Source organism: Brevundimonas sp. Marseille-Q4549 (assembly GCF_976940555.1).
The window spans coordinates 3,111,265-3,133,469 of sequence record NZ_CDRHXG010000001.1 but is presented as its reverse complement, the minus strand read 5'-3'; the positions used below and the strand labels follow the sequence as shown (position 1 = coordinate 3,133,469).

23 protein-coding genes are annotated in these 22,205 nt (G+C 68.0%); 9 read left to right on the top strand and 14 right to left on the bottom strand.

All coding sequences use genetic code 11. From position 1 onward, the window contains the following. Positions 1–35 precede the first annotated feature (35 nt). Both ACWPV3_RS15700 and ACWPV3_RS15695 read left to right on the top strand, forming a co-directional pair. Entirely contained in the window at positions 36–548 is a 513-nt protein-coding gene (locus ACWPV3_RS15700; RefSeq protein WP_453978444.1) for an N-acetyltransferase family protein, read from the top strand. 77 nt (positions 549–625) lie between these two features. Then, positions 626–883, top strand: a complete 258-nt coding sequence (locus ACWPV3_RS15695; RefSeq protein WP_292086892.1) for an Lrp/AsnC ligand binding domain-containing protein — start codon at positions 626–628, stop codon at positions 881–883. Here the strand turns inward: ACWPV3_RS15695 and ACWPV3_RS15690 are convergent. Beyond that, complete coding sequence (locus ACWPV3_RS15690) at positions 880–1,395, bottom strand: GNAT family acetyltransferase (RefSeq protein ID WP_453978443.1); 516 nt, start codon at positions 1,393–1,395, stop codon at positions 880–882. The two genes, ACWPV3_RS15695 and ACWPV3_RS15690, sit on opposite strands and share 4 nt — an antisense overlap. 127 nt (positions 1,396–1,522) lie before the next feature. Here ACWPV3_RS15690 and ACWPV3_RS15685 point away from each other — a divergent pair, with 127 nt between their 5' ends. The 3 genes from ACWPV3_RS15685 (at position 1,523) to hmgA (ending at position 5,199) form a co-directional block, all read left to right on the top strand. After that, entirely contained in the window at positions 1,523–2,707 is a 1,185-nt protein-coding gene (locus ACWPV3_RS15685; protein ID WP_313454280.1) for an acyl-CoA dehydrogenase family protein, read from the top strand. A 3-nt stretch (positions 2,708–2,710) separates the two neighbouring features. Then, positions 2,711–3,829, top strand: a complete 1,119-nt coding sequence (locus ACWPV3_RS15680) for an acyl-CoA dehydrogenase family protein (RefSeq protein ID WP_453978442.1) — start codon at positions 2,711–2,713, stop codon at positions 3,827–3,829. Between the two features lie 71 nt (positions 3,830–3,900). Then, on the top strand, positions 3,901–5,199 hold the full coding sequence (gene hmgA / locus ACWPV3_RS15675) for a homogentisate 1,2-dioxygenase (protein ID WP_453978441.1): 1,299 nt from the start codon (positions 3,901–3,903) through the stop codon (positions 5,197–5,199). A gap of 90 nt (positions 5,200–5,289) precedes the next feature. Here the strand turns inward: hmgA and ACWPV3_RS15670 are convergent, their stop codons facing one another. The 13 genes from ACWPV3_RS15670 to ACWPV3_RS15610 all read right to left on the bottom strand — a co-directional run bounded on the left by ACWPV3_RS15670 (position 5,290) and on the right by ACWPV3_RS15610 (position 17,550). Next, positions 5,290–5,592, bottom strand: coding sequence for a hypothetical protein (locus tag ACWPV3_RS15670; protein WP_292181758.1), 303 nt, complete (start codon positions 5,590–5,592; stop codon positions 5,290–5,292). Between the two features lie 71 nt (positions 5,593–5,663). Then, complete coding sequence (gene glk, locus ACWPV3_RS15665) at positions 5,664–6,635, bottom strand: glucokinase (protein WP_453978440.1); 972 nt, start codon at positions 6,633–6,635, stop codon at positions 5,664–5,666. Positions 6,636–6,667: 32 nt separating this feature from the next. Next, complete coding sequence (edd, locus tag ACWPV3_RS15660) at positions 6,668–8,557, bottom strand: phosphogluconate dehydratase (RefSeq protein WP_453978439.1); 1,890 nt, start codon at positions 8,555–8,557, stop codon at positions 6,668–6,670. Between the two features lies 1 nt (position 8,558). Next, positions 8,559–9,272, bottom strand: coding sequence for a 6-phosphogluconolactonase (pgl, locus tag ACWPV3_RS15655; protein WP_453978438.1), 714 nt, complete (start codon positions 9,270–9,272; stop codon positions 8,559–8,561). After that, positions 9,265–10,725 (bottom strand): glucose-6-phosphate dehydrogenase, encoded by a 1,461-nt coding sequence (gene zwf / locus ACWPV3_RS15650; RefSeq protein WP_453978437.1) that lies wholly within the window; start codon positions 10,723–10,725, stop codon positions 9,265–9,267. Before zwf ends, pgl begins: the two co-directional genes overlap by 8 nt. 42 nt (positions 10,726–10,767) lie before the next feature. After that, entirely contained in the window at positions 10,768–11,397 is a 630-nt protein-coding gene (hisIE, locus tag ACWPV3_RS15645) for a bifunctional phosphoribosyl-AMP cyclohydrolase/phosphoribosyl-ATP diphosphatase HisIE (protein ID WP_453978436.1), read from the bottom strand. Beyond that, entirely contained in the window at positions 11,394–12,161 is a 768-nt protein-coding gene (gene hisF, locus ACWPV3_RS15640; protein WP_292086907.1) for an imidazole glycerol phosphate synthase subunit HisF, read from the bottom strand. The genes hisIE and hisF overlap by 4 nt, the downstream gene beginning before the upstream one ends. After that, on the bottom strand, positions 12,158–12,889 hold the full coding sequence (gene hisA / locus ACWPV3_RS15635) for a 1-(5-phosphoribosyl)-5-[(5-phosphoribosylamino)methylideneamino]imidazole-4-carboxamide isomerase (protein ID WP_453978435.1): 732 nt from the start codon (positions 12,887–12,889) through the stop codon (positions 12,158–12,160). The genes hisF and hisA overlap by 4 nt, the downstream gene beginning before the upstream one ends. Before the next feature lie 145 nt (positions 12,890–13,034). Continuing rightward, the gene (gene hisH / locus ACWPV3_RS15630; RefSeq protein ID WP_453978434.1) at positions 13,035–13,637 is read right to left on the bottom strand and encodes an imidazole glycerol phosphate synthase subunit HisH; all 603 of its coding nucleotides are present in this window, start codon (positions 13,635–13,637) and stop codon (positions 13,035–13,037) included. After that, positions 13,634–15,058: an imidazoleglycerol-phosphate dehydratase HisB gene (gene hisB / locus ACWPV3_RS15625; RefSeq protein ID WP_453978433.1), complete on the bottom strand. Its 1,425-nt coding sequence runs from the start codon at positions 15,056–15,058 to the stop codon at positions 13,634–13,636. The genes hisH and hisB overlap by 4 nt, the downstream gene beginning before the upstream one ends. After that, positions 15,055–16,374, bottom strand: coding sequence for a histidinol dehydrogenase (gene hisD / locus ACWPV3_RS15620; RefSeq protein ID WP_453978432.1), 1,320 nt, complete (start codon positions 16,372–16,374; stop codon positions 15,055–15,057). Before hisD ends, hisB begins: the two co-directional genes overlap by 4 nt. Next, the gene (gene hisG / locus ACWPV3_RS15615) at positions 16,374–17,255 is read right to left on the bottom strand and encodes an ATP phosphoribosyltransferase (protein ID WP_453978430.1); all 882 of its coding nucleotides are present in this window, start codon (positions 17,253–17,255) and stop codon (positions 16,374–16,376) included. The genes hisD and hisG overlap by 1 nt, the downstream gene beginning before the upstream one ends. 10 nt (positions 17,256–17,265) lie before the next feature. Next, the gene (locus ACWPV3_RS15610) at positions 17,266–17,550 is read right to left on the bottom strand and encodes a YerC/YecD family TrpR-related protein (RefSeq protein WP_453978428.1); all 285 of its coding nucleotides are present in this window, start codon (positions 17,548–17,550) and stop codon (positions 17,266–17,268) included. A gap of 95 nt (positions 17,551–17,645) precedes the next feature. On the opposite strand from ACWPV3_RS15610, the gene ACWPV3_RS15605 reads away from it, so the two are divergent. The 4 genes from ACWPV3_RS15605 (at position 17,646) to ACWPV3_RS15590 (ending at position 22,185) form a co-directional block, all read left to right on the top strand. Next, positions 17,646–18,851: an NAD(P)/FAD-dependent oxidoreductase gene (locus ACWPV3_RS15605; protein ID WP_453978427.1), complete on the top strand. Its 1,206-nt coding sequence runs from the start codon at positions 17,646–17,648 to the stop codon at positions 18,849–18,851. Positions 18,852–18,980: 129 nt separating this feature from the next. Further along, the gene (locus tag ACWPV3_RS15600; protein ID WP_453978426.1) at positions 18,981–20,402 is read left to right on the top strand and encodes a circularly permuted type 2 ATP-grasp protein; all 1,422 of its coding nucleotides are present in this window, start codon (positions 18,981–18,983) and stop codon (positions 20,400–20,402) included. Beyond that, positions 20,402–21,340, top strand: a complete 939-nt coding sequence (locus tag ACWPV3_RS15595; RefSeq protein WP_292086916.1) for an alpha-E domain-containing protein — start codon at positions 20,402–20,404, stop codon at positions 21,338–21,340. The genes ACWPV3_RS15600 and ACWPV3_RS15595 overlap by 1 nt, the downstream gene beginning before the upstream one ends. Positions 21,341–21,342: 2 nt before the next feature. After that, positions 21,343–22,185 (top strand): transglutaminase family protein, encoded by an 843-nt coding sequence (locus ACWPV3_RS15590; RefSeq protein ID WP_292086917.1) that lies wholly within the window; start codon positions 21,343–21,345, stop codon positions 22,183–22,185. Positions 22,186–22,205 lie beyond the last annotated feature (20 nt).

Below are 22,205 nucleotides of genomic sequence, written 5' to 3'. Positions count from 1 at the left end.
AGCCCCCGCGCGACACACCGATCAAGGAGATCGCCATGACCATTCTCGACCGCGAACGGCTCGTCACCCGCACGGGAAGGGCGCTGGAGCTTCGACCGGCGCAGCCCGACGATGAACGGGCCTTGGCCGCCTTCTTCGCCAAGGTGACGCCCGAAGACATGCGTTTTCGCTTCCTGTCGACGCGACGCACGCCGGGGCACGATCAACTGCTGGCGCTGATCCAGGCGCCGAACGCACATGGCGCCAGCCTGATCGCCTGGAACGAGGATGGAACGGTGGCGGCCACGGCCGTGCTGGCCGGCGATGCGGCCGGCGAACGCGCCGAGGCGGCCATTCTCCTGCGCGGCGATCTGAAGGGGCAGGGCATCGGCTGGACCCTGCTGGAACGACTGGTCGCGGAGGCGCGCAGCCAAGGTTACGCCGTGGTGGAATCGCTGGAGGATCGGGCCAACCATGGCGCCCTTCAGGTCGAGAACGACATGGGATTCGATGCGGCGCCCCTGGAAGAGGAGCCGACCCTGATCTGGGTCAGCAAGCGGCTGCGCTGAACATGGCGGACAAATCCGGCTCGGCTTGCGGGCCGCCATCGGCTAGAAGCCCGGCTGACCGCCAGGGAGCTTGCGCCATGATGACCGCCATCTTCGTCTTCATCAAAACAGAGCCCGGCTACGCCAACGACGTGGCCGCCGACATCGTGGACAATGTCGAGAATGTCTCGGAGGTCTATTCCACCTCGGGCCAGCACGATCTTCTGGCCAAGTTCAACCTGCCGCGCGACGCCGACATCGGGACCTTCGTGACCAAACAGGTGCAGACGCGGCCGCATATCCGCGACACCTTCACCGTCATCACCTTCTCGCCCTTCCTGCCTAAACGAGCCTAGGATTTGGCGGGGGGGCGGGCCCGGCGCTTGACGGCGTCCTTGCGCTCTTCCGCCTCGTCGTCGTCGCCGACCTTTTCCTCGACCGAGGCCGAGAAGCGCTGGAAGGCGCCCAGTCCCACCAGAACCAGGACCGCCGCGATCAGCAGGGCGGTCGGGTAGATCAGCAGGGCCACATCCTCTCGCGCCGTCTTGAACACCACCACGAGGGCCTCCAGGAACAGGGCGATGACGATGGTGGAGAGGAACTTCGTCAGGCTGCGTCGGGCCTCGGACGCGCTACGGCGCTCGGATCCGCGCCGCACTTCATCCTCGAAGATGTATTTGGCCACGTCGAAAACGGCGATGGCGACGATGACATAGCCCAGAACGTCCAGAACCGCGTCGGCGCCGGAATGGTCGGGACGGCCGATGCCCTGCAGGGCGTCCTTGACCCCGAACCCGACCAGGGCGGCCGCCGCCAAAAGCAGCACCAGGCTGGCGGCGCCGAAGACTAGGCGGGTCAGATAGGTCATCGAAAGCCCCTTGAGTTCAGCGCACCAACGCACGAACGGCGAAGCTGTTGCCACGTGCAGAAGACCGTAGCCAATCGAAACGCATCTGCTAACGTGGCGCGCAGAGGAAACGCGGGGAACACGCGACATGACCGATCTGGACGCTTTCCGCGCCGAGACGCGCGCCTGGCTGGAGGCCAACTGTCCGCCCGAGGTGCGCGGGCCGATGCGGTCCGAGGCCGACATGATCTGGGGCGGGCGCGACGCCGTCTTCGCCACCCCCGGCCACAAGCTTTGGCTGGAACGGATGGGCGCGCGCGGCTGGACCGCCCCGGAATGGCCTGTCGAATACGGCGGCGGGGGTTTGAGCCGAGAAGAGGCCAAGGTGCTGGCCTCCGAATTGCGCCGAATCAAGGCCCAGCCCGCGCTGAACAGTTTCGGGGTCTGGATGCTGGGGCCGGCGCTTCTGGCCTTCGGGACCGAGGCGCAGAAGAAGCGGTTCCTGCCCGAGATCGTGCGCGGCGAAATCCGCTGGTGCCAGGGCTATTCCGAGCCGGGCGCCGGTTCGGACCTGGCCTCGATCCAGACCCGCGCCGAGGATCGCGGCGACCACTGGATCGTCAACGGCCAGAAGATCTGGACCTCCTACGCCGACAAGGCCGACTGGATCTTCTGTCTGGTGCGCACCGATCCCGAGGCGCCCAAGCATCTGGGCATCAGCTTTGTCCTGTTCGACATGCGGACGCCCGGCGTGACCACGCGGCCGATCACCCTGATCAGCGGCAAGTCGCCCTTCTGCGAGACCTTCTTCGACGATGTGCGGGTGGAGAAGGAAAACCTGGTCGGCACGCTGAACCGGGGCTGGGACGTGGCCAAACATCTGTTGGCGCACGAGCGCACCATGATCGGCGCCATGGGCGAGGTCGCGGGCGGCCGCCCGGTCGGCCAGGTGGCGCTGGACGCCGTCGGCGCGACCGAGGACGGGCGTCTGGACGAGCCGATGCTGCGCGCGCGCATCGCCGAACTGGAGGTCGATCAGGCGGCCTTCCGTCTGGCGATGGAGCGGGTCGGCGATCAGGTGAAGGCCAAACAGGCGCACCCCGCCATCGCCTCCATGCTGAAATACTATGGGTCGGAACTGAACAAGCGGCGTCACGAACTGCTGATGGCGGCCGGCGGCGCCGATGCGCTGGAGTGGGAGAGCGAGCGTTCGCGCGGCGGCTCCACCGCCCGCGACTGGCTGCGCACCAAGGCCAACTCCATCGAAGGCGGCACCAGCGAGGTCCAGCTGAACATCATCGCCAAACATCTGCTGCAACTGCCGGGAGCCTGAACCATGCCCCTGATCCTGACCGAAGAGCAGACGATGCTGCAGGAGGCGGCCGACGGCTTCCTGGCCGACAACGCCCCCATCGCCCATCTGCGCAAGCTACGCGATGATCGCGATCCGGACGGCGTTTCGCGCGACCTGTGGCGGGCCTTCGGAGAAATGGGTTTCGCCGGCGTCATCATTCCCGAGGCGCAGGGCGGGCTGGGCCTGGGCGCGGTCGAAGCCGGCGTCATCGCCGAAAGTCTGGGCCGCACCCTGACGCCCTCTCCCTTCATGGGATCGTCGATCCTGTCGGCCAAGGTGCTGACCGATGCGGGGTCGGAAGCCCAGCAGGCCTGGCTGCCCCGGATCGCGGCGGGAGAGGCGATCCTGTCCCTGGCCGTGGACGAAGGCGCCAAACACGCGCCGTCCCGCATCGCCATGCGGGCCGTGCGATCCGGCAACGGCTTTCGTCTGAACGGGGCCAAGGCCTTCGTCCTGGACGGCCATGTCGCGGACGCCCTGATCGTGGTCGCCCGGGCGGAGGAGGGGCTCACCCTGTTCCTGGTCGATCCCAAATCGGCTGGCGTGGAGATCGAACGGACCGCCATGGTCGACAGCCACAACGCCGCGCGCGTCACCCTGACGGATGTGGCGGTGGACGCCGATGCGGTGATCGGGGAGGTCGGCGGGGGCGAGCCCGTGCTGGAGGCCGCCTTGAGCCTGGGCCGCGCCTGCGCCGCCTCGACCCTGACCGGCGCGGGAGATCAGGCGTTCAAGATCACGCTGGACTATCTGCGAACCCGCAAGCAGTTCGGCAAGTTGATCGGGGAGTTTCAGGCCCTTCAGCACCGGGCGGCGCATCTGTTCACCGAGTTGGAGCTGGCGCGGGCCGCCACGCTGGGCGCGCTTCAGGCCATCGACGCAGGACGCGAAGATGCAGGCTTGGCGGCCTCCATCGCCAAGGCCAAGGCCGGCCGCGTCGCTGAGCAGGCGGTGCAGGAGGCGGTGCAGATGCACGGGGGCGTCGGCATGACCGACGAGTTCGATGTCGGCCTGTTCATGAAGCGGGTGCGGGTGCTGAACGAACTGCTGGGCGACGTCGGTTTCCATGCCGAACAACTGGCGCGCCGCCAGGGGTTCTGAGGTCGGCGCGGGCGCGGGATGACGTTTGCGTCCGAACCGCCTAAACCTCCCGCCAAGGGAGACGCATGCACATGACGACGCGAACCAACGCGCCCGCCTATCTCGCCGGCTTCGGCAATCATTTCTCGACCGAGGCCGCGCCCGGCGCCCTGCCGGTGGGGCGGAACTCGCCGCAGAAGACGCCCATGGGCCTCTATGCCGAGCAGCTTTCGGGCACCGCCTTTACTGCCCCGCGGGCCGAGAACCGCCGTAGCTGGCTGTACCGCCTGCGGCCGTCGGCCCAGCACGGCCCCTATCAACCGTTCGACCAGGGCCGGGTCCGTTCGGGTCCGTTCGACGAGACGCCGCCCAACCCCAACCGCATGCGCTGGGATCCCCTGCCGCTGCCGGATGCGCCGACCGACTGGGTCGAGGGCCTCGTCACCTATGGCGGCAACGGAGAGCCGGACGCGAGCGCCGGCGCGGGCGTGCATCTGTATGTCGCCAACCGCTCCATGACCGACCGCGTCTTCTACAACGCCGACGGCGAACTGCTGATCGTGCCGCAGGAGGGGGCGCACCGCTTCGTCACCGAAATGGGCCTGATCGAGGCCCGGCCGGGGCACATCGTCCTGATCCCGCGCGGCGTACGCTTCCGCGTCGAGGTGGACGGCCCCGTGCGCGGCTATGTCTGCGAGAATTACGGCAGCCCGTTCCGCCTGCCCGACCTGGGGCCCATCGGCGCAAACGGCCTGGCCAACCCGCGCGACTTCGAAACCCCCGTCGCTCGGTTCGAGGATGTGGACCGCCCGACCCAGTGCATTCAGAAATACGGGGGGCGTCTATGGGCGGCGACCTTCGATCACAGTCCGCTGGATGTGGTCGCCTGGCACGGCAATCTGGCGCCCTGCCGCTATGACACGGCGCGGTTCAACACCATCAACACCGTCTCCTACGACCATCCCGATCCGTCGATCTTCACCGTCCTGACCAGCCCGTCCGAGACGCCGGGAACGGCCAACATCGACTTCGTCATCTTCCCGCCGCGCTGGATGGTGGCCGAACACACCTTCCGTCCGCCCTGGTTCCACAGGAACGTCATGAGCGAGTTCATGGGTCTGGTGACGGGCGCCTATGACGCCAAGGCCGGCGGTTTCGCGCCCGGCGGGGCGTCGCTTCACAACCGCATGAGCGGCCACGGCCCCGATCAGGCCAGCTACGAGGGCGCGATCAAGGCCGAGCTGAAGCCGCACAAGATTGAAAACACCCTGGCCTTCATGTTCGAGACGCGCATGCCCATCCGCGTAACGCAGTGGGCGCAAGAGACGCCGCAGATGCAGTTGGACTATGACGACGTCTGGTCCGGCTTCGACAAGGGGCAAGTCTCCTGATCCGCTCCATTCTGGTCGCCGTCGGCGCGTTTCACGCATGAAAAAGCCCCCGTCGTGAACGACGGGGGCTTTGCCTTTGGGCGTAGGGCCTCAGTGACCCTTGGCGGCGTCCTTGATTTCATCGGCGCGATGGTCGGCGGCGGCCTGGGTCTGGTCGGCGCGGTCCTTCAGCGCTTCGGCCTGACGTTCCGCCTCGGCCTTGGTCGTATCGGCGGCGGCCTGACCCTGGGCGAGCGTGGCGTCGGCCTGGGCGTTCAGGCTGTCGGCGGTCGCCTCTCCCTGGGCGACAACGGCGTCGGCCTGGCTGTCGGCGGCCTTTTCGGCCGGCTTCTGGCAGGCGGCCAGACCGGCGACGGCGAACAGGGCTACGGCGGTGGCGGCGATCTTCTTCATGGTGCTTCCTTCCTAAGCGGGTAGAGACAGGAAAACGCCGAGCCTCACGAAGAGTTCACGCCGACGTGACCTTATTCTCCCGCTTCGGCGAAGGCGACGCGCGCGGCGCCCAGCAACGCCGCGTGTTTGTGCATGATCACCTTGGTCGGAATCTCGGACATATAGTCCTTGAACCGGCCCTTGCGCTCGAACCGCTGGCGGAACGGGCTGGCCTTGATGAAGGGCAGGATGCGCGGGACGATGCCCCCGGCGATATAGACCCCGCCGCGGGCGCCGGTGGTCAGAGCGATGTCGCCGGCCACCGCGCCCAGGATGGCGCAGAAGCGCGCCAAGGTCGCGCCGCATGGGCTGTTCGGATCGGCCATCGCCGTCTGGGTGATCTGGGCCGGGTCGTCGATATGGGTCTCGCGCCCGTCGATTTCGGCCAGGGCGCGGTGCATGTTCAGAAGGCCCGGGCCGCAGATCAGACGCTCGATCGAGACGCGGTCGTAGCGGCGGCGCAGGATGCGCAGGATCTCGTCCTCGACGGGGTCGCCGGGCGGGAAGCAGGCGTGGCCGCCCTCGGACGGCATGGCCATCTCCTTGCCGTGGGCGTCGCGGACCAGGGCCGAGACGCCGAAGCCGGTGCCGGGGCCCAGCACCGCCACGGTCGCCTGGGGATCGCCGTCGACCGGGCCGCCCAGGCTTTCCAGCTGGTCTTCAGGCACGATGGGGGCGCCCCAGGCCAGAGCCTCGAAATCGTTGATCAGCTTGACGGGCTTCAGCCCCAGGGTCTGAAGCTCGCTTTCCGACACCTGCCAAGGGGAGTTGGTCAGGTCGATGGCGCCGTCGGTGACGGGGCCGGCGACGGCGATCACGCCGCCGGTCGGCTTGACCTCGCAGCCGTCGATGAAGGCGGCCACGCCTTCCAGAAAGGTCGGATAGGTCTCGGCCGGGAAGCTGTCGTGGTGTTCCAGCACCGGCTTGCCGTCGACCATGCGGGTCAGGGCGAAGCGGGCGTTGGTGCCGCCGACGTCGCCGACGAGGAGGGTCTTGTCATTCATTTTGAGGCGTTTCCTGCGGTCGGTTTGGTGGATCAGGCGTCCACGGTCCGGTCGACGAAGTTGGGATCGGGCGGGGTGTCGTCATGGCCTTCCGCGCCGACGGGGAAGGCGAAACAGACCGTCGCCCCCTGTTCGGCGGTGGTGACGACGTGGCGGAAGGCCCCGAAAAGTTCGCGGCCATAACCCCAGCCGGACCCTTCGGCGAGGGCTCTGGATCGTGTCGCCGCAGGCCGCGCCGTCAGGCCGGAAACGCCCACCGTCGTCAGCACGCCAGCCTCGGCGTCCAGACGGATGATGTCCCCGTCCCTGACATGGGCCAGGGGGCCGCCGGCCAGGGCTTCTGGCGAAACGTGGATGGCGGCGGGTGTCTTGCCGCTGGCGCCCGACATCCGGCCGTCGGTGACGAAGGCGACCTTGAATCCCTTGTCCTGAATGACCGACAGGGCCGGCGACAGACTGTGCAGTTCGGGCATGCCGTTGGCCTTGGGCCCCTGGAAGCGCAGGACCACGACCACGTCGCGGAACAGCTTGCCGTCCTTGAACGCTTGCAGCGCGTCTTCCTGGGTTTCGAAAACGGCGGCGGGGGCCTCGACGAAACGGTTCTCGGGCTTCACGGCCGAAATCTTGATGACCGCGCGGCCCAGGTCGCCCTGAACCAGACGCAGGCCGCCTTCTCGGTCGAACGGGTCGGAGGCGGGACGCAGGATGTCGCGGTCCAAACTCTCGCTGACCCCGTCGCGCCAGACCAGTTCGCCGTCGATCATCGACGGCTCCTGGAAATAGGCCTCGATGCCCCGGCCCATGATGGTGGTGACGTCGGTGTGGATATTGCCCGCCATCGCCAGTTCGCGGGCGATGAAGGCGACGCCGCCGGCGGCCTGGAAGGCGTTCACATCCGCCGAACCGTTCGGGTAGACTCGCGCCAGCAGCGGCGTGACCGACGACAGTTCGTCCATGTCAGTCCAGTCGATCAGCACCCCCGCCGCCCGCGCCATGGCGACCAGGTGGATGGCGTGGTTGGTCGAGCCGCCGGTGGCCAGCAAGGCCACGATCATATTGACGATGGACTTTTCGTCGATGACGTCGGCCATGCGGCACGCGCCGCTGCGGGCCAGTTCGACCGCACGCTTCGCCGCCGCCGCCGTCAGGGCGTCACGCAGGCCGGTGTCGGGATGGACGAAGGCGGTGGAGGGCATGTGCAAGCCGCCCAGCTCCATCATCATCTGGTTGGAGTTGGCCGTGCCGTAGAAGGTGCAGGTGCCGGGCGAGTGATAGCTGCCGATCTCGCTTTCCAGCAGGGTCTGACGATCGACCTTGTTTTGCGCATATTCGGCGCGGACGCGAGCCTTCTCAGCATTGGGAATGCCCGACGGCATCGGACCCGCCGGGGCGAAGACGACCGGCAGATGGCCGAACGCCAGGGCCCCCATGAACAGGCCGGGCACGATCTTGTCGCAGACGCCCAGCATCAGAGCGGCGTCGAAGGCGTCGTGGGTCAGGCCGACGCCCGCCGACATGGCGATGACGTCGCGGCTGAACAGGCTCAGTTCCATGCCCGGACGGCCCTGGGTCACGCCGTCGCACATGGCGGGGGTGCCGCCCGCGACCTGGGCCGTCGCGCCGACCTCGCGCACGGCCGCACGCACCACGTCGGGGAAGCGTTCGAACGGCTGGTGGGCCGAAAGCATGTCGTTATAGGCGGTGACGACGCCCAGGTTCGGCCTTGAGCCGTCCATGGAGGCCAGCTTGTCGGCGATGGTCTGGCCGGCGAAGGCGTGGGCCCAGTTGGCGCAGGACAGCTTGGCGCGCCCCGCGCCGGAATCCCGCGCGGCGTCCATTCGGCGCACATAGTCGGCGCGCGTGGCGCGGCTCTTGTCGATGATGCGCTGGGTGACAGCGGCGACCGTAGGATGAAGCGCCATGTCAGCCTTCCTCCGTCCACAGGACTTCAAGGGGAACATCCGAGGCCAGAAGGGCGGCGATCGGCTGGATGCGGGGATCGCCCAGGGCCTGTTCCTCGAACACGCGGCGTTTCTGCGCGCCCTTAAGGCCCAGGATCACCCGCCCGGCCGACATCAGATAGGGCAGGTTGATCGACAGGCGCTCGAGGCTCGGCGCCAGACCGTCGCGGCCTTGGGGAACGCCCAGAACCGTGGCTTCAAGCGTCGGGGTCAGAAGGGTCTTCAGCGTCGGGCTTTCGGGGAACATGGAACAGATATGCCCGTCCTCGCCCATGCCCAGCAGCACGGCGTCGAAACGCCCTCCGACCTCGGCCAGGGCGCGGGCGGCGACGATGGCGGCGCGGTCGACGGTGACTTCGGGCGTATAGAGGGGGATGAACCGGGCGGCGGCGGCCCTGTCCTGCAGTAGGACGTCGCGGATCAGCCGTGCGTTCGACTCGGGCGAGCTTTCAGGGACGTAGCGTTCGTCCACCAGGGTGACGGCGACGTTCGACCAGTCCAGGTCCATGGCCGACAAGTCGCGATAGACCGGGGCAGGGGTCGAGCCGCCCGGCCCCGCGAAGACCGCACGGCCGTTGTCGTACAGGGCGGCGCCCAGGGTTTCGCCCAACCTCGCCGCGATGGCTTCGGCCCAGGCCTCCACGCCGTCGAAGGTTTCGATGAGAAGATCACGCATCGGCGGTGTTCCAGGCGCGGCCGGTGCGGGCCATCAGCATGTCGGCGCTTTCAGGGCCCCAGGTTCCGGCGACGTACTCGTCGGGTTTCTGGGCCGAGGCCGCCCAGGCCTCCGACACCTCGTCGACCCATTTCCACGCCTGTTCCGCCTCGTCTCGGCGCACGAACAGGGTGCTATCGCCGGCCATGGCGTCCAGCAGCAGCCGCTCATAGGCGATGCGGCGGCGCGGCGGCGCGGCGGATTTGCCGTCCACACCCCAGGACAGGCTCATCTGGATCGGCTGAAGCTGCATGCGCCGATCCAGGCCGGGGCGCTTGTTCATGACGGTCAGCGAAATGTCTTCCTCGGGCTGAAGTTCGATGACCATGCGGTTGGCCTTCACCTCTCCACGGTCGTCGTGGTCGAAGATGGAATGGGGCACCGGCTTGAACTGAATGACGATCTCGGTGCGCTTCTCCGGCAGGCGCTTGCCGGTTCGCATGAAGAAGGGCACGCCGGCCCAGCGCCAGTTGTCGATGTCGGCGCGGATGGCGACGAAGGTTTCGGTGTCCGAATCCTCGCCCCGCTCCTCGTCATACCCCTTGGCCGGCTTGCCCTCGCTGACGCCCGCCACATACTGGCCTCGCACGGTGACGCGCTCGACCTCCTCCACCGTCACCGGACGCAGGGAGCGCAGCACCTTGACCTTTTCGTTGCGAACCGAATCCGGGTCCAGATCGCTGGGCGGCTCCATCGCCACCAGGCACAGCAACTGCAACATGTGGTTCTGCAGCATGTCCCGCAGGGCGCCGTATTCGTCGTAATAGGGCCAGCGGTCGCCGACGCCCACGGTCTCGCCCACCGTGATCTGGACGTGGTCGATGGTCAGATTGTTCCAAAGCGGCTCGAAGATGGTGTTGCCGAAGCGCAGGGCGATCAGGTTCTGGACCGTCTCCTTGCCCAGATAGTGGTCGATGCGGAACACTTGGCTTTCGCTGAAGGCGTGGGCCACCGCGTCGTCGATTTCCAGGAAGGATTTCAGGTCGCGTCCGACCGGCTTCTCCAGAACGATGCGGCAGTTCCTTTCCGCCAGACCCGCCGCCTTCATCGCCGTGACGATGCGGGCGTAAAGCGAGGGCGACACGGCCAGGAAGGACGTGACCTCTCCGTCGCCGACCTTGGCCTTCAGGGGCTTCAGGCTGTCGGCCGAGGTGGCGTCCACCGCCAGATAGTCCAGCCGCGCCTTCATTCGCGCCCAACTGCCCTCATCCCAGGCCTTGTCGGCCTCGGCGCGGGCCTTCACCGCCTCGTGGACCTTGCCGATATAGTCATCGGCCGTCTCTTCCGACCGCGCCGCGCCGATGATCTTCAGTCCCTCGGGCAGCAGGCCGTCGTGTTCCAGGAAATACAGCGACGGCAGCAACATGCGCATCGCCAGATCGCCGCCGCCGCCGAACAGAATAAGAGCCGCCATGAAATTTCCCTTCAGCGATCCCGCTTCGTGGGATCGACGCCGTTAAGGTGCAGGTTGGCCTTTGCCCGCTTCGGCGCGCGAGGCCAACACGTCCAGCACGTCCTGAAACACCATGTTACGGGCATGGAGAAGAACGAGCAGGTGGTAGATCAAATCCGCAGCCTCGCTGGCGAGTTCCTCATCCGGCCCGGCGACGCCGGCGAGCGCCGTCTCCACGCCCTCCTCGCCGACCTTCTGGGCGATGCGTTTCGGACCCTCGGCCATCAGCCGGGCGGTCCAGCTTTCGGACGGATCGGCGGCGGCGCGTCGGGCGATGATCTGTTCCAGCCGGGCGATGCGGCCCAGTCCCGGCGCGTCCGCGTCCCCGAAACAGCTGGTGCGGTTCAGGTGGCAGGCGTTCCCGACCGGCCTGACGCCCAGCACGATGGCGTCGCTGTCGCAGTCGGCGGTGAGGGAGAAGACATGCAGCCGGTCGCCCGAGGTCTCGCCCTTCCTCCACCGCCCGCCGCGCGAGCGCGAGAAGAAGGTGGCCTCACCCGACTGGATCGTCTCATCCAGCGCGGCGCGGTCCATATAGGCTAGGGTCAGGACCTGCAGCGTCGCCGCATCCTGCACCACCACGGGAACAAGGCCGTTGCCTTTTTCGAAGTCGATGGAGTCGGGGTCGATCACAGTCTCATCTCCAGGCCCTGATCGGCCAGGTATCGCTTCAGGTTGGGAATGGCGATGGCGCCGGTGTGGAAGACGCTGGCGGCCAGGGCGCCGGACACGTCCGCCTGCTCGAACACCTCGCGGAAATGCGACGGCGCGCCCGCCCCGCCGGAAGCGATCAGGGGGATGGTCAGCCGCCCTCGGGCCGCGGCCAGCTGTTCGATGTCATAACCCTTTCGCACCCCGTCCTGATCGATGCAGTTCAGCACGATCTCGCCGGCGCCCAGGGCCTGGGCTTCGTCCAGCCAGTCCAGCGTCCGCTTGCCCGCGTGGCGGCGCGCATCGGGATCGCCGGTGTATTTGTGGACCACCCATTCGCCGTCTTCCAGACGGCTGTCGACGCCGACCACCACACATTGCGACCCCAGACGTTCGGCCATTTCGGCGATCAGTTCGGGCCGTTCCAGCGCGGGGGAGTTGATCGACACCTTGTCCGCCCCGTGGTCCAGACAGCGCGCCGCCTGCTCCACGCTGCGGATGCCGCCCGCGACGCAGAAGGGAATGTCCAGCAGCCGGGCGATGTCCCTGATCCAGCCATAGTCCAGCGTCCGTCCTTCGGGACTGGCCGTGATGTCGTAGAAGACCAGTTCGTCGGCGCCTTCGTCCCGATAGCGGGCGGCCAGTTCGGCGGCGTCGCCCATGTCGGCATGGCCCACGAACTTCACGCCCTTGACGACCCGGCCGTCCTTGACGTCCAGGCAGGGGATGATCCGGCGGGCGGTCATGCGGCGGCCGCGATGGCTTCGGGCAGGGTGAAACGGTTTTCGTAGAGAGCGCGGCCGACGATGGCCCCGTGGCAGCCCAGGGCCTTGATCGCCCGGATGTCGTCCAGCGACGACACCCCGCCCGAGGCCTGAAGCACCAGATCGGGGCGGCGACGACGGATTTCGGCCAGAAGCTCAAGATTGGGTCCGGTCAGGGCGCCGTCGCGGCCGACGTCCGTGACCAGTATGTGTTTCGCTGTTCCCTCGGGATAGCGGTCCAGCGCATCCCACAGGGTCACGCCCGACGACTGGGTCCAGCCCTTCAGGGCGGGAACGGGCGCGCCGTCCTCGATCTTGACGTCCAGGGCCAGGGTGATGCGCTCGACCCCATAGCCCTTGAGCCAGGCCGCCACATCGTTGGGCTGGGTCACGGCGAGCGAACCGACGACCACGCGCGACACCCCCGCATCCAGCAGTTGGGCGACGTCGTTGGCGCCGCGAACCCCGCCCCCCGACTGGATGTTGACGTCGATGGCCTGGGTCAGTTCGCCGATCAGGCCGTGCTGACGCGCTTCGCCCGCCTCGGCGCCGTCCAGATCGACGACGTGAATCCATTCGGCGCCTTCGGCGACAAAGGCGGTCAGACGGGCGGCGGGCTGTTCGTCATAGCGTGTCACCTGATCGAACCGGCCGTGCATCAGTCGCACGCAGACGCCGTCTTTCAGGTCGATGGCGGGATAGATCAGCATGGGGTCGGTTTCCGGTCGTCATCCTCGGGCTTGACCCGAGGATCAGGTGTGGGGCGGCCCGTGCGCATCCGTCGTCGCATGAGTGATGGAGGGGCCGATCCTCGGGTCGAGCCCGAGGATGACGGGGCGGGGAGAGCGGTGCGGTTCACACCGCAATCTCCAGGAAATTCTTGAGGATAGTCGCTCCGGCCTCGGCCGAGCGTTCGGGGTGGAACTGGCAGCCCCAGCGGTTGGCGGATCGCACCATGGCCGGAACCGGGCCGCCATAGTCGGCGCGGGCCAGGGTCGCCGGCCCGTCCGGGCAGACGAAGCCGTGGACGAAATAGGCGTAGGCGCCGTCGGCGACGCCCTTCAGCAGCGGATCGTCGCGGTCGCGCGTCAGCCGGCTCCAGCCCATGTGCGGCACGGGCAGGGGGACGTCCGGCTCCAGCCGCCCGACCGTGCCGGGGATGAGGCCCAGCATCTGGACATCCTCTCCCTCGTCGCTGCGCTCGAAAAGCAGCTGCTGACCCAGACAGACGCCCAGCAGGGGGCGTTCGAAGGCGCGCAAGGGCTCAATCAGGTTCAACGCCGCCAGCCGCGACATGGCGTAGCCCGCCGCCCCGACGCCGGGCAGAATGACCCGCTCGGCCTCTGCGATCTCGATCGGGTCGGCGGTCAGGCGCACGGTCGCACCCAGCCGCTCCAGCGCGAACTGGACCGAGGCGACATTGCCCGCGCCATAGCTGATGACGGCGACCTGGGTCACAGCACCCCCTTGGTCGAAGGTACCGCGTCGCCCTCGACGCGGATGGCCTGACGCAGGGCGCGGCCGAAGGCCTTATAGACGGCCTCGGTCTTGTGGTGGTCGTCCTGGCCCGTGACGGTGATGTGGACGGCGGCGTCCATGGCCTCGGCCAGAGACCGGAAGACGTGGGCCGTCAGGTCGGTGCGGTATTCGCCGATATAGGGGGTCTCGAACGTCCCCTCGAACAGCGGATAGGGACGCCCGGACAGGTCGATGGAGACGGTCGCATTGGCCTCGTCCATCGGCAGGACGAAGCCGTAGCGGGCGATGCCCTTGCGTTCGCCCAGCGCCTGTTTCAGCGCCTGGCCCAGGGCGATAGCGCTGTCCTCGATGGTGTGGTGCGGGTCGGTGTGCAGGTCGCCCTCGCATTGCAGACGCAGCGAGAAACCGCCGTGGGCCGCGATCTGCTCCAGCATGTGGTCGAAGAAGCCGACGCCGGTCTCGATCTTCACCGGACCGGGCGCATCCAGATCGACGGCGCAGACGATGCGCGTCTCTTTCGTGTCGCGCACGGCCTGACCGACGCGCGGCGTGCGGCGCCTGGCGGGCGTCAGGCCGAAGGCGGCCAGCAGCCGGTCGTTGACCTCGGGCTTGATGGAGATGGGCAGACGCAGCCGTTCGCCCGACAGGTCGGCCTCGACGCCATAGGTTTTCAGATCGGCCAGGGCGGCGGCGGGATTTTCCGGCCGCGTCACGACGATGGGGCCGACCCCGGGCTCGACCGTCATCAACCGGCCCAGTTCGCGGGCGACCCGCTCGCGCTCGCGCCGGACGGCGGCGATGCGTTCCGCCGTCTCGATCATCCGCGACGGGTCCAGCGCCTGCTGCGCCAGCCGCACCAGGGGTTCGGGCAGGGCGTAGGGCTCCAGCACCGAGGCCAGCCGTGCCAGGGTCTGGGGCTGGGCGATGGCCGCCCCGACCCGCGCGCCCGCCAGCCCATAGGCTAGCGACAGGCTTCGCAGCACGACCAGATTGGGCTGGTCCGCAATGACGGTGACGGCCGACGCGCTGTCGGAAAACTCGATCAACCCCTCGTCCACGACCAGCAGGGCGGGGGCGACACGGGCGGCCATTTCGGCGACGGCCTCGGGCGAGCCCAGGGCGCGGATGACGATGACGGCGGGATCGCCCTTCGCCGGATAGATGGCGCTCAGCCTGTCATAGGGTTCGGCCTGGGGCGCCTGGACCGAACCGCCGTCGCGGGCGGCGAGGCGCCAGGCCAACTCCAGCCCGTGGGTCAGGCCGCGAACCGGTAGAACCGTCTCGACCGGCGTGGCGTAGATCGCCGCCATGCGGGCGGCCAACGCCTGGGCGTCGCCGGGATAACGATCCAGACCCTCGCCGCCGGAGACCAGCGGAGGATAGGGGGCGGGCAGGCTCACCACTCAGCCCTCAGATCGGCGGCGCGGGCGTGGGCCTCCAGCCCCTCCATCCGGGCCAGACGGGCGGCGATGGGGGCCAGGGCGCGGGCGCCGGCCTCGGTGACGAGCTGCACCGACATTGTGGTCATGAAGCTGGCGGTGGTCACGCCGCCCAGGGTCCTGGCCCCGCCGTCGGTCGGCAGGACGTGGCTGGGTCCGGCGGCGTAGTCGCCCAGAGTCTCGGCGGCGAACCGTCCGACGAAGACCGCTCCGGCGGCGTTGATCGAACCCACCAGGGCTTCGGGATCGTCGATCTGGATCGCCAAGTGTTCGGGGCCATACAGATTTGCGACTTCGGCGGCGGCCTCCAGATCGCGGACCAGGACGGCGCGGGCCTCCTGCAGCGAGGCGCGGGCGATGGCTTCGCGCGGCAGGGTGGCGACCTGAACCTCCACCTCGGTCAGGATGTAATCGATGGTGGCGCGGCTGGTGGAGACCAGCAGAACCTGCGCGTCCGCATCGTGTTCGGCCTGGCTCAGCAGGTCGGCGGCGACGATCTCTGGCGCGGCATCGCGGTCGACGATGACCATCAGCTCGGACGGCCCGGCGGGCATGTCGACGGCGGGGCCATCGGGTAAGGCGGACGCCTGTTTCTTGGCCTCGGCGACATAGGCGTTGCCCGGGCCGAACAGCTTGTCGCAGGGCGGAATGACGCCGTCCTCCAACTCGGCGCCGAAGGTCAGGGCGGCGATGGCCTGCGCCCCGCCCATCAGCCAGATGGCGTCCAGACCGGCCTCGGCGGCGGCCAGGATCATGGCGGGGTGGACGCCGCCCTCCTTGTCCGGCGGGGTGACGGCGATTCGCTCGGCCACGCCCGCGACCCCGGCCGGGATGGCCAGCATCAGCAGGGACGAGAACAGCGGCGCCGTGCCGCCCGGAACATACAGGCCCGCCGAGGCGATGGGCCGCCACGCCAGTTTCGAACGCACGCCCGGCGTGGTCTCGACGAAGGGGGTGTCTTCCGGCCGGGTCGCCTGGTGGAAGACGCGGATGTTGTCGGCCGCCATCCGCAGGGCGCGCACGTCGCCGGGGGGCAGGGCGTTGCGGGCTTCGGCGACCGCGCCCGGCGTGATGGAGATGCGGCGCGGCGGGGCCTTGTCCAGCTTGAGGCACCAGTCAGCCACGGCCGCGCCGCCACGCACCCGCACGTCGTCAAGGATGGTGCGGACCACCTCGGTCACGTCGCCGGCGGTGCGCCGGGACGGGCGGGCGAGCGCGGCCTTCTTTCCGGCGGCGTCCAGCGACGACCAGTCGATGCGTTTGAACAGGTCGCCCATCACATCATCTTCTCGATGGGCAGGACCAGGATGGCTGAGGCGCCTGCGGCCTTCAGCTTCTCCAGCGTTTCCCAGAAGACGGCCTCCTGACAGACGGCGTGGACCGCCACCGCGTCGTCACGACCCGACAGGGGCATGACGGTGGGCGAACCGGCGCCGGGCAGGATGGCGGTGATCTGGTCCAACGCCGCGCGGGGCGCGTTCAGCATGACGTATTTGGCGCCTTGCGAGGACACCACCCCCGCCATCCGTTCGATGATGCTGTCCAGCAGGTGTTGCAGGCCGGGTTCGGGCGCGGTCGGCGACTGGATCAGCACGGCCTGGCTTTCCAGCACCGTGTCCTTGGCGCCCAGGCCGTTGGCCTCCAGCGTTGCGCCGGTCGAGACCAGATCGCAGATAGCAGCGGCCAGTTTCAGCCGGGGCGCGACCTCGACGGCGCCGCGCATGACGACGATGTCGGCCTTGACCCCGCGCTCGTCCAGAAAGCGGCGCAGGATCTTGGGATAGGAGGTGGCGATGCGCAGGCCATCCAGCGAGGCCGGGCCGTCATAGGCCAGGCTCGGGGGTGTGGCGATCTTCAACGTGCAGCGGCCGAAGCCCAGCGGCATGACGATGGAGGCGTTCGGCCCCCCGTTGCGGCCTTCCTCCAGCACGTTCTCGCCGACGATCCCCAGGTCGCAGACCCCGTCCGCCACGAAGGTCGGAATGTCGTCGTCGCGCACGCGCAACAGGTCGATGGGATAGTTCTCGACCCGATACAGCAGGTCGTTGTGGCCCTTGACCCATTTCAGGCCCGCGTCCCGGATCAGGTCCAGGCTGCGGTCGGCCAGACGGCCGGATTTCTGGACGGCGATGCGCAGCCGACCCTGGACAGTGCTCATGTTCGGATTCTCAGTCTTTCAGCCGATCCAGGGCGATGCGGTATCCCTGATGCGGCATGTCTTTCAGATAACGGGCGACGCGGACGACGGTGGTGGGGCTGGCATGGGCCTCGGCCGCGATCTCGCGATAGGACTTGCCCCCGGCGTCGAGCAGGCGCGCGACCTGCCACCGCTCGGTGAAGGCGCGCAGTTCGGCGGGCGTGCAAAGGTCGGCCAGAAAGGCGTCGATTTCCTCGCGCGTCTGCATCGACAGCAGGGCGTCATGAAGGGCGGCGCGGGCGGGCTGGGTCGTCATGCGCGTTTCACTATGCTGTAACGATGAAACGGTCAAGAGCATGCCTTGCTGAACCGCCACTCGCCACTCGCCACTCGCCGCTCTAAATGCTTCCCATGACCAAGGTTCTCATCATCGGCGCGGGACACGCGGGCGGCTCTGTCGCGGCCTTTCTTCGGCAGTATGGCCATGAGGGGCCGATCGTTCTGGCGGGCGAGGAGGATGCGCCGCCGTATCAGCGTCCGCCCCTGTCCAAGGCCTGGCTCAAGGGCGAGGCGGATCTTGAGGCCCTGCTGTTGCGGCCCCTGAGTTTCTACGCCGAGCAGAACATCGACTTTCGCCCCTCGACGGTCGCGGTGTCGGTAGATGCGGAGGCGAAGACGGTCGCTTTCCACGACGGATCGTCGGAAACCTATGACCTGCTGGTGCTGGCGACGGGATCGACGGCGCGCAAACTGCCCGTTCCGGGCGGCGACCATCCCGAACTGCTGGAACTGCGCACACTCAAGGACGCCGAACGGTTGAAAGCCGTGCTGGGGCCGGGCAAGCGGCTGGCGGTGGTCGGCGGCGGCTATGTGGGTCTGGAGGCGGCGGCTTCGGCGCGCGCCCTAGGCGCAGAGGCGGTGGTGATCGAACGCGCGCCGCGCGTCCTGGCGCGGGTGGCGTCCGAGACGCTGTCGACCTTCTTCACCGCCCAGCATCGGGCGCGCGGCGTGGAGATCGTGACGGGCGCCGAGGTGACGGCGGTGGCGAAGGACGGCGTGACCTTGGCCGATGGTTCGGTCGTTCGGGCCGATGCGGTCCTGATCGGCGTGGGCGCTATGGCCAGCGACGGCCTGGCGCGGTCGGCGGGCCTGCGTTGCGACGACGGGGTGGTGGTCGACGATCAGGCGCGAACCAGCGACCCGGCCGTCTTCGCCGTGGGCGATATGACGCGTCGCCCCATTCCGGTGCACGGCGGGCTGCATCACCGTCTTGAAAGCGTGCCGAACGCGCTGGAGCAGGCCAAACAGGCCGCCGCGGCCATCGTCGGCCGCCCCGAACCGGCGCCGGAGGTTCCGTGGTTCTGGTCCGATCAATATGAGTTCAAGCTTCAGATCGCCGGTCTTCCGTTCAACGCCGACCGGCAGGTGGTGCGGGGCGATCCGACGACGGGCGGGTTTGCGGTCTTCCACATGAACGGCGACCGGATCGTCTGCGTCGAGGCCGTCAACGCCGCCCCGGAGTTCATGGCGGGCAAACAACTGATCGGGAAGGGAACGCCAGTGGACGCGACCAAGCTGGCGGATCGGGCGGTGTCGATGAAGGCGCTGGCGGCGTAGAGCCTCGCTCCAGTCTCAATCCCGTGAGGCGAAGCGGCGTCGCGCCATCATCTTCGCCGCACTGCAACAAAACTGTTGCGCTTTCCGTTGGGTGGGGATCAAGCTGCGATCTCAACGCGGCGGGGGCGAATGACGAGAGCTTTCGACGAAATGACCGGCGGCGGATCGGGTGCGGTCCGCGACAGCTACAAGACCCTGGCGGCCTGGCTTGAAAACGCGCCGGCCGACCTGTTGCAGGCGCGCTCGCGCCAGGCGGAACTGTTCTTCCGTCGGATGGGCGTCACCTTCGCCGTCTATGGCGACGAGGAATCCAACGAACGTCTGATCCCCTTCGACGTGGTGCCGCGCATCATCGGCGCCGACGAATGGGGCGGACTGGAGACCGGGCTGAAGCAGCGCGTCTCGGCGATCAACGCCTTCCTGAAGGACATCTACGGGCCGCAGGAATGCATCCGGGCGGGCATCGTCCCGGCCGATCTGATCCTGACCAATCCGCACTATCGGCCCGAGATGCAGGGCCGCCGCCCGCCGGGCGACGTCTGGTGCCATATCTCGGGCGTCGATCTTGTCCGGACGGGCGAGGACGGCTTCTATGTTTTGGAGGACAATGTCCGCACGCCGTCCGGCGTCTCCTACATGCTGGAGAACCGCGAGATGATGATGCGGCTGTTCCCCGACCTGTTCGCGGAACATGCGGTGCGGCCGGTCGAGATCTACACCGACATGCTGCTGCGCTCGCTCCAGGCCTCGGCGCCGGTTGGGGCCGGGGCGGACCCGACCATCGTGGTGCTGACGCCCGGCCCGTTCAACTCGGCCTACTATGAGCACAGCTTTCTGGCGGACAAGCTGGGCGTCGAACTGGTCGAGGGCGGCGATCTGTTCGTCAACGACGACACCGTCTTCATGCGCACGACCGAAGGGCCCAAACGGGTCGATGTCATCTATCGGCGCATAGACGACGACTTCATCGATCCCCTGACCTTCATGCCCAATTCGGCGGTCGGGGTGCCGGGGTTGATGTCGGCCTATTTCGCCGGGCGGGTCACGCTGGCGAACGCGGTCGGGACGGGGGTCGCCGACGACAAGGCCGTCTATACCTACATGCCCGACATCATCCGCTTCTTCACGGGCGAGGACGCCATCCTTCAGAACGTGCCGACCTGGCGCTGTCGAGAGCCTGACGCGCTGAAGGAGGTTCTGAACAAGCTGCCGGAGCTGGTGGTCAAGGAGGTCGGCGGATCGGGCGGCTACGGCATGCTGGTCGGCCCCACCTCGACCAAGGCCGAGATCGAGGGTTTTAGGGCCAAGCTGATCGCCGACCCGGACGACTTCATCGCCCAGCCGACGCTGAGTCTGTCGACGGCGCCGACCCTGGCGGGCGGCGATCTGTCGCCGCGCCACGTCGATCTCAGGCCCTTCGTCCTGTCCAGTCCTGCGGGCGTCCGGGTCGCGCCCGGCGGACTGACGCGGGTCGCGTTGAAGGAGGGGTCTCTGGTGGTCAACTCCAGCCAGGGCGGGGGAACCAAGGACACCTGGGTGCTGGACAACTGATGCTCTCTCGCACTGCAGACAGCCTGTACTGGACCGGCCGCTATATGGAGCGGGCCGATTTCCTCGCCCGTATTCTCGAGGCAGCCATTCGCCTGGCGGCCCTGCCGGCCAAGGATCAGGCCGCCGTCACCGCCTGGGCCGGGGCCATCGCCTCCTCGGGGGTGAAGACGGCCTTCGACGCCTCGGGCCGCGCGGTGTCGGAGAAATCGGTGCGCGAATATCTGGCCTTCGGCTCCGACAATTCGACCTCCATCAAGGCTTGCATTACCAAGGCGCGGACCAACGCCCGCTCGGTCCGCACCGCCCTGACCATCGAACTGTGGGAGGCGATCAACGGCGCCTGGAACGGTCTGAACGAACTGGGCGAGCCGACGCGCCGAGACGACTTCACGGGCTTTCTGGACTTCGTGAAGTCGACGTCCCTGGCGGTCGAGGGCGCCTCGTCCCGGACCATGCTGAGGAACGACGCCTACTGGTTCCTGCGTCTGGGTATGGCGATCGAGCGGGCGGACAACACCGCCCGCCTGCTGGACGTGAAATATCATCTGCTGCTCCCGCCCGGCGAACGGGTCGGAGGTCAACTGGACTATTTCCAGTGGACGACCTTGTTGCGCGAGGTTTCGGCCCTGACCGCCTATCGCTGGGTCTACCGCGAGAGCGTGCGGCCCTGGCTGGTGGCGGACCTGCTGGTGCTGAACCGGCAGATGCCGCGCTCGCTGGCGTCGTGCCAGGGCATGATCGTCAGCTATCTGGAGCGGCTGGCGACCGATTACGGCCGGCGCGGTCCGGCCCAGCGCCTGGCCTCCAACCGCCTGAGCCAGTTCAACGAGGCCAAGATCGAGGACATTTTCCAGTCCGGCCTGCACGAATATATCCAGGCGTTCCTGAGCGAGAACAACGCCTTGGCCGGTGCGATCCACGAACAGTATCTGGTCTGACCATGCGGATAAGGATCGACCATTCCACCCGCTACGCCTACGCCCGACCGGCGCGGTTCATCATCCAGACCCTGCGGCTGACGCCGAAGTCCAGCGAGGGCCAGCAGGTGCGCGAATGGCGCATCGAGACGGACGTGGACGCGCGCCTGCGTCGCAGCGAGGACGCCTTCGGCAACATCGTCCACAGCCTCTATACCGAACGCCCCACCGACGCCCTGACCATCCGCGTGATGGGCGAGGTGACGACCGCTGACACCGGCGGCGTGCTGGGCGGCGCATCCGAACGGCTGTCGCCTCTGGTCTTCCTGCGCGAGACGCCTTTGACCCGGCCCGACGCCGCCATCGCCGACTTCGCCCGCTCGATCGCGGGGGGGCCGCCTCTCAGCCGGATGCACGCGCTGATGGCCGCCCTGAAGGCCGAGGTCGCCTTCGAGGTCGGCGCCACCTCGGCGGCCCACACCGCCGCCGAATCCTTCGCCCAGCGGCGGGGCGTCTGTCAGGATCACGCCCAGATCTTCATCGCGGCCGCCCGTCAACTGGGCGTTCCGGCGCGCTATGTCTCGGGCCACCTCAGCCGCCAGGACGGCCAGCATGACCAGGAGGCCGCCCATGCCTGGGCCGAAGCTTGGGTCGAGGACCTGGGCTGGGTCGGTTTCGATCCCGCCAACGGAATCTGTCCGACCGAACACTATGTCCGCGTCGCCGTGGGCCTGGACGCCCTGGGCGCCACCCCCATCCGGGGAACCAGCTATGGCGGCGGGCAGGAGAGCCTGACGGTCGCGCTTCATGTGCGGCCTGTGCAACAGACGCAGCAGCAACTGCAGTCGCGGGGCTGGTCCGCATAGGCATGACACGCGAATCTGTT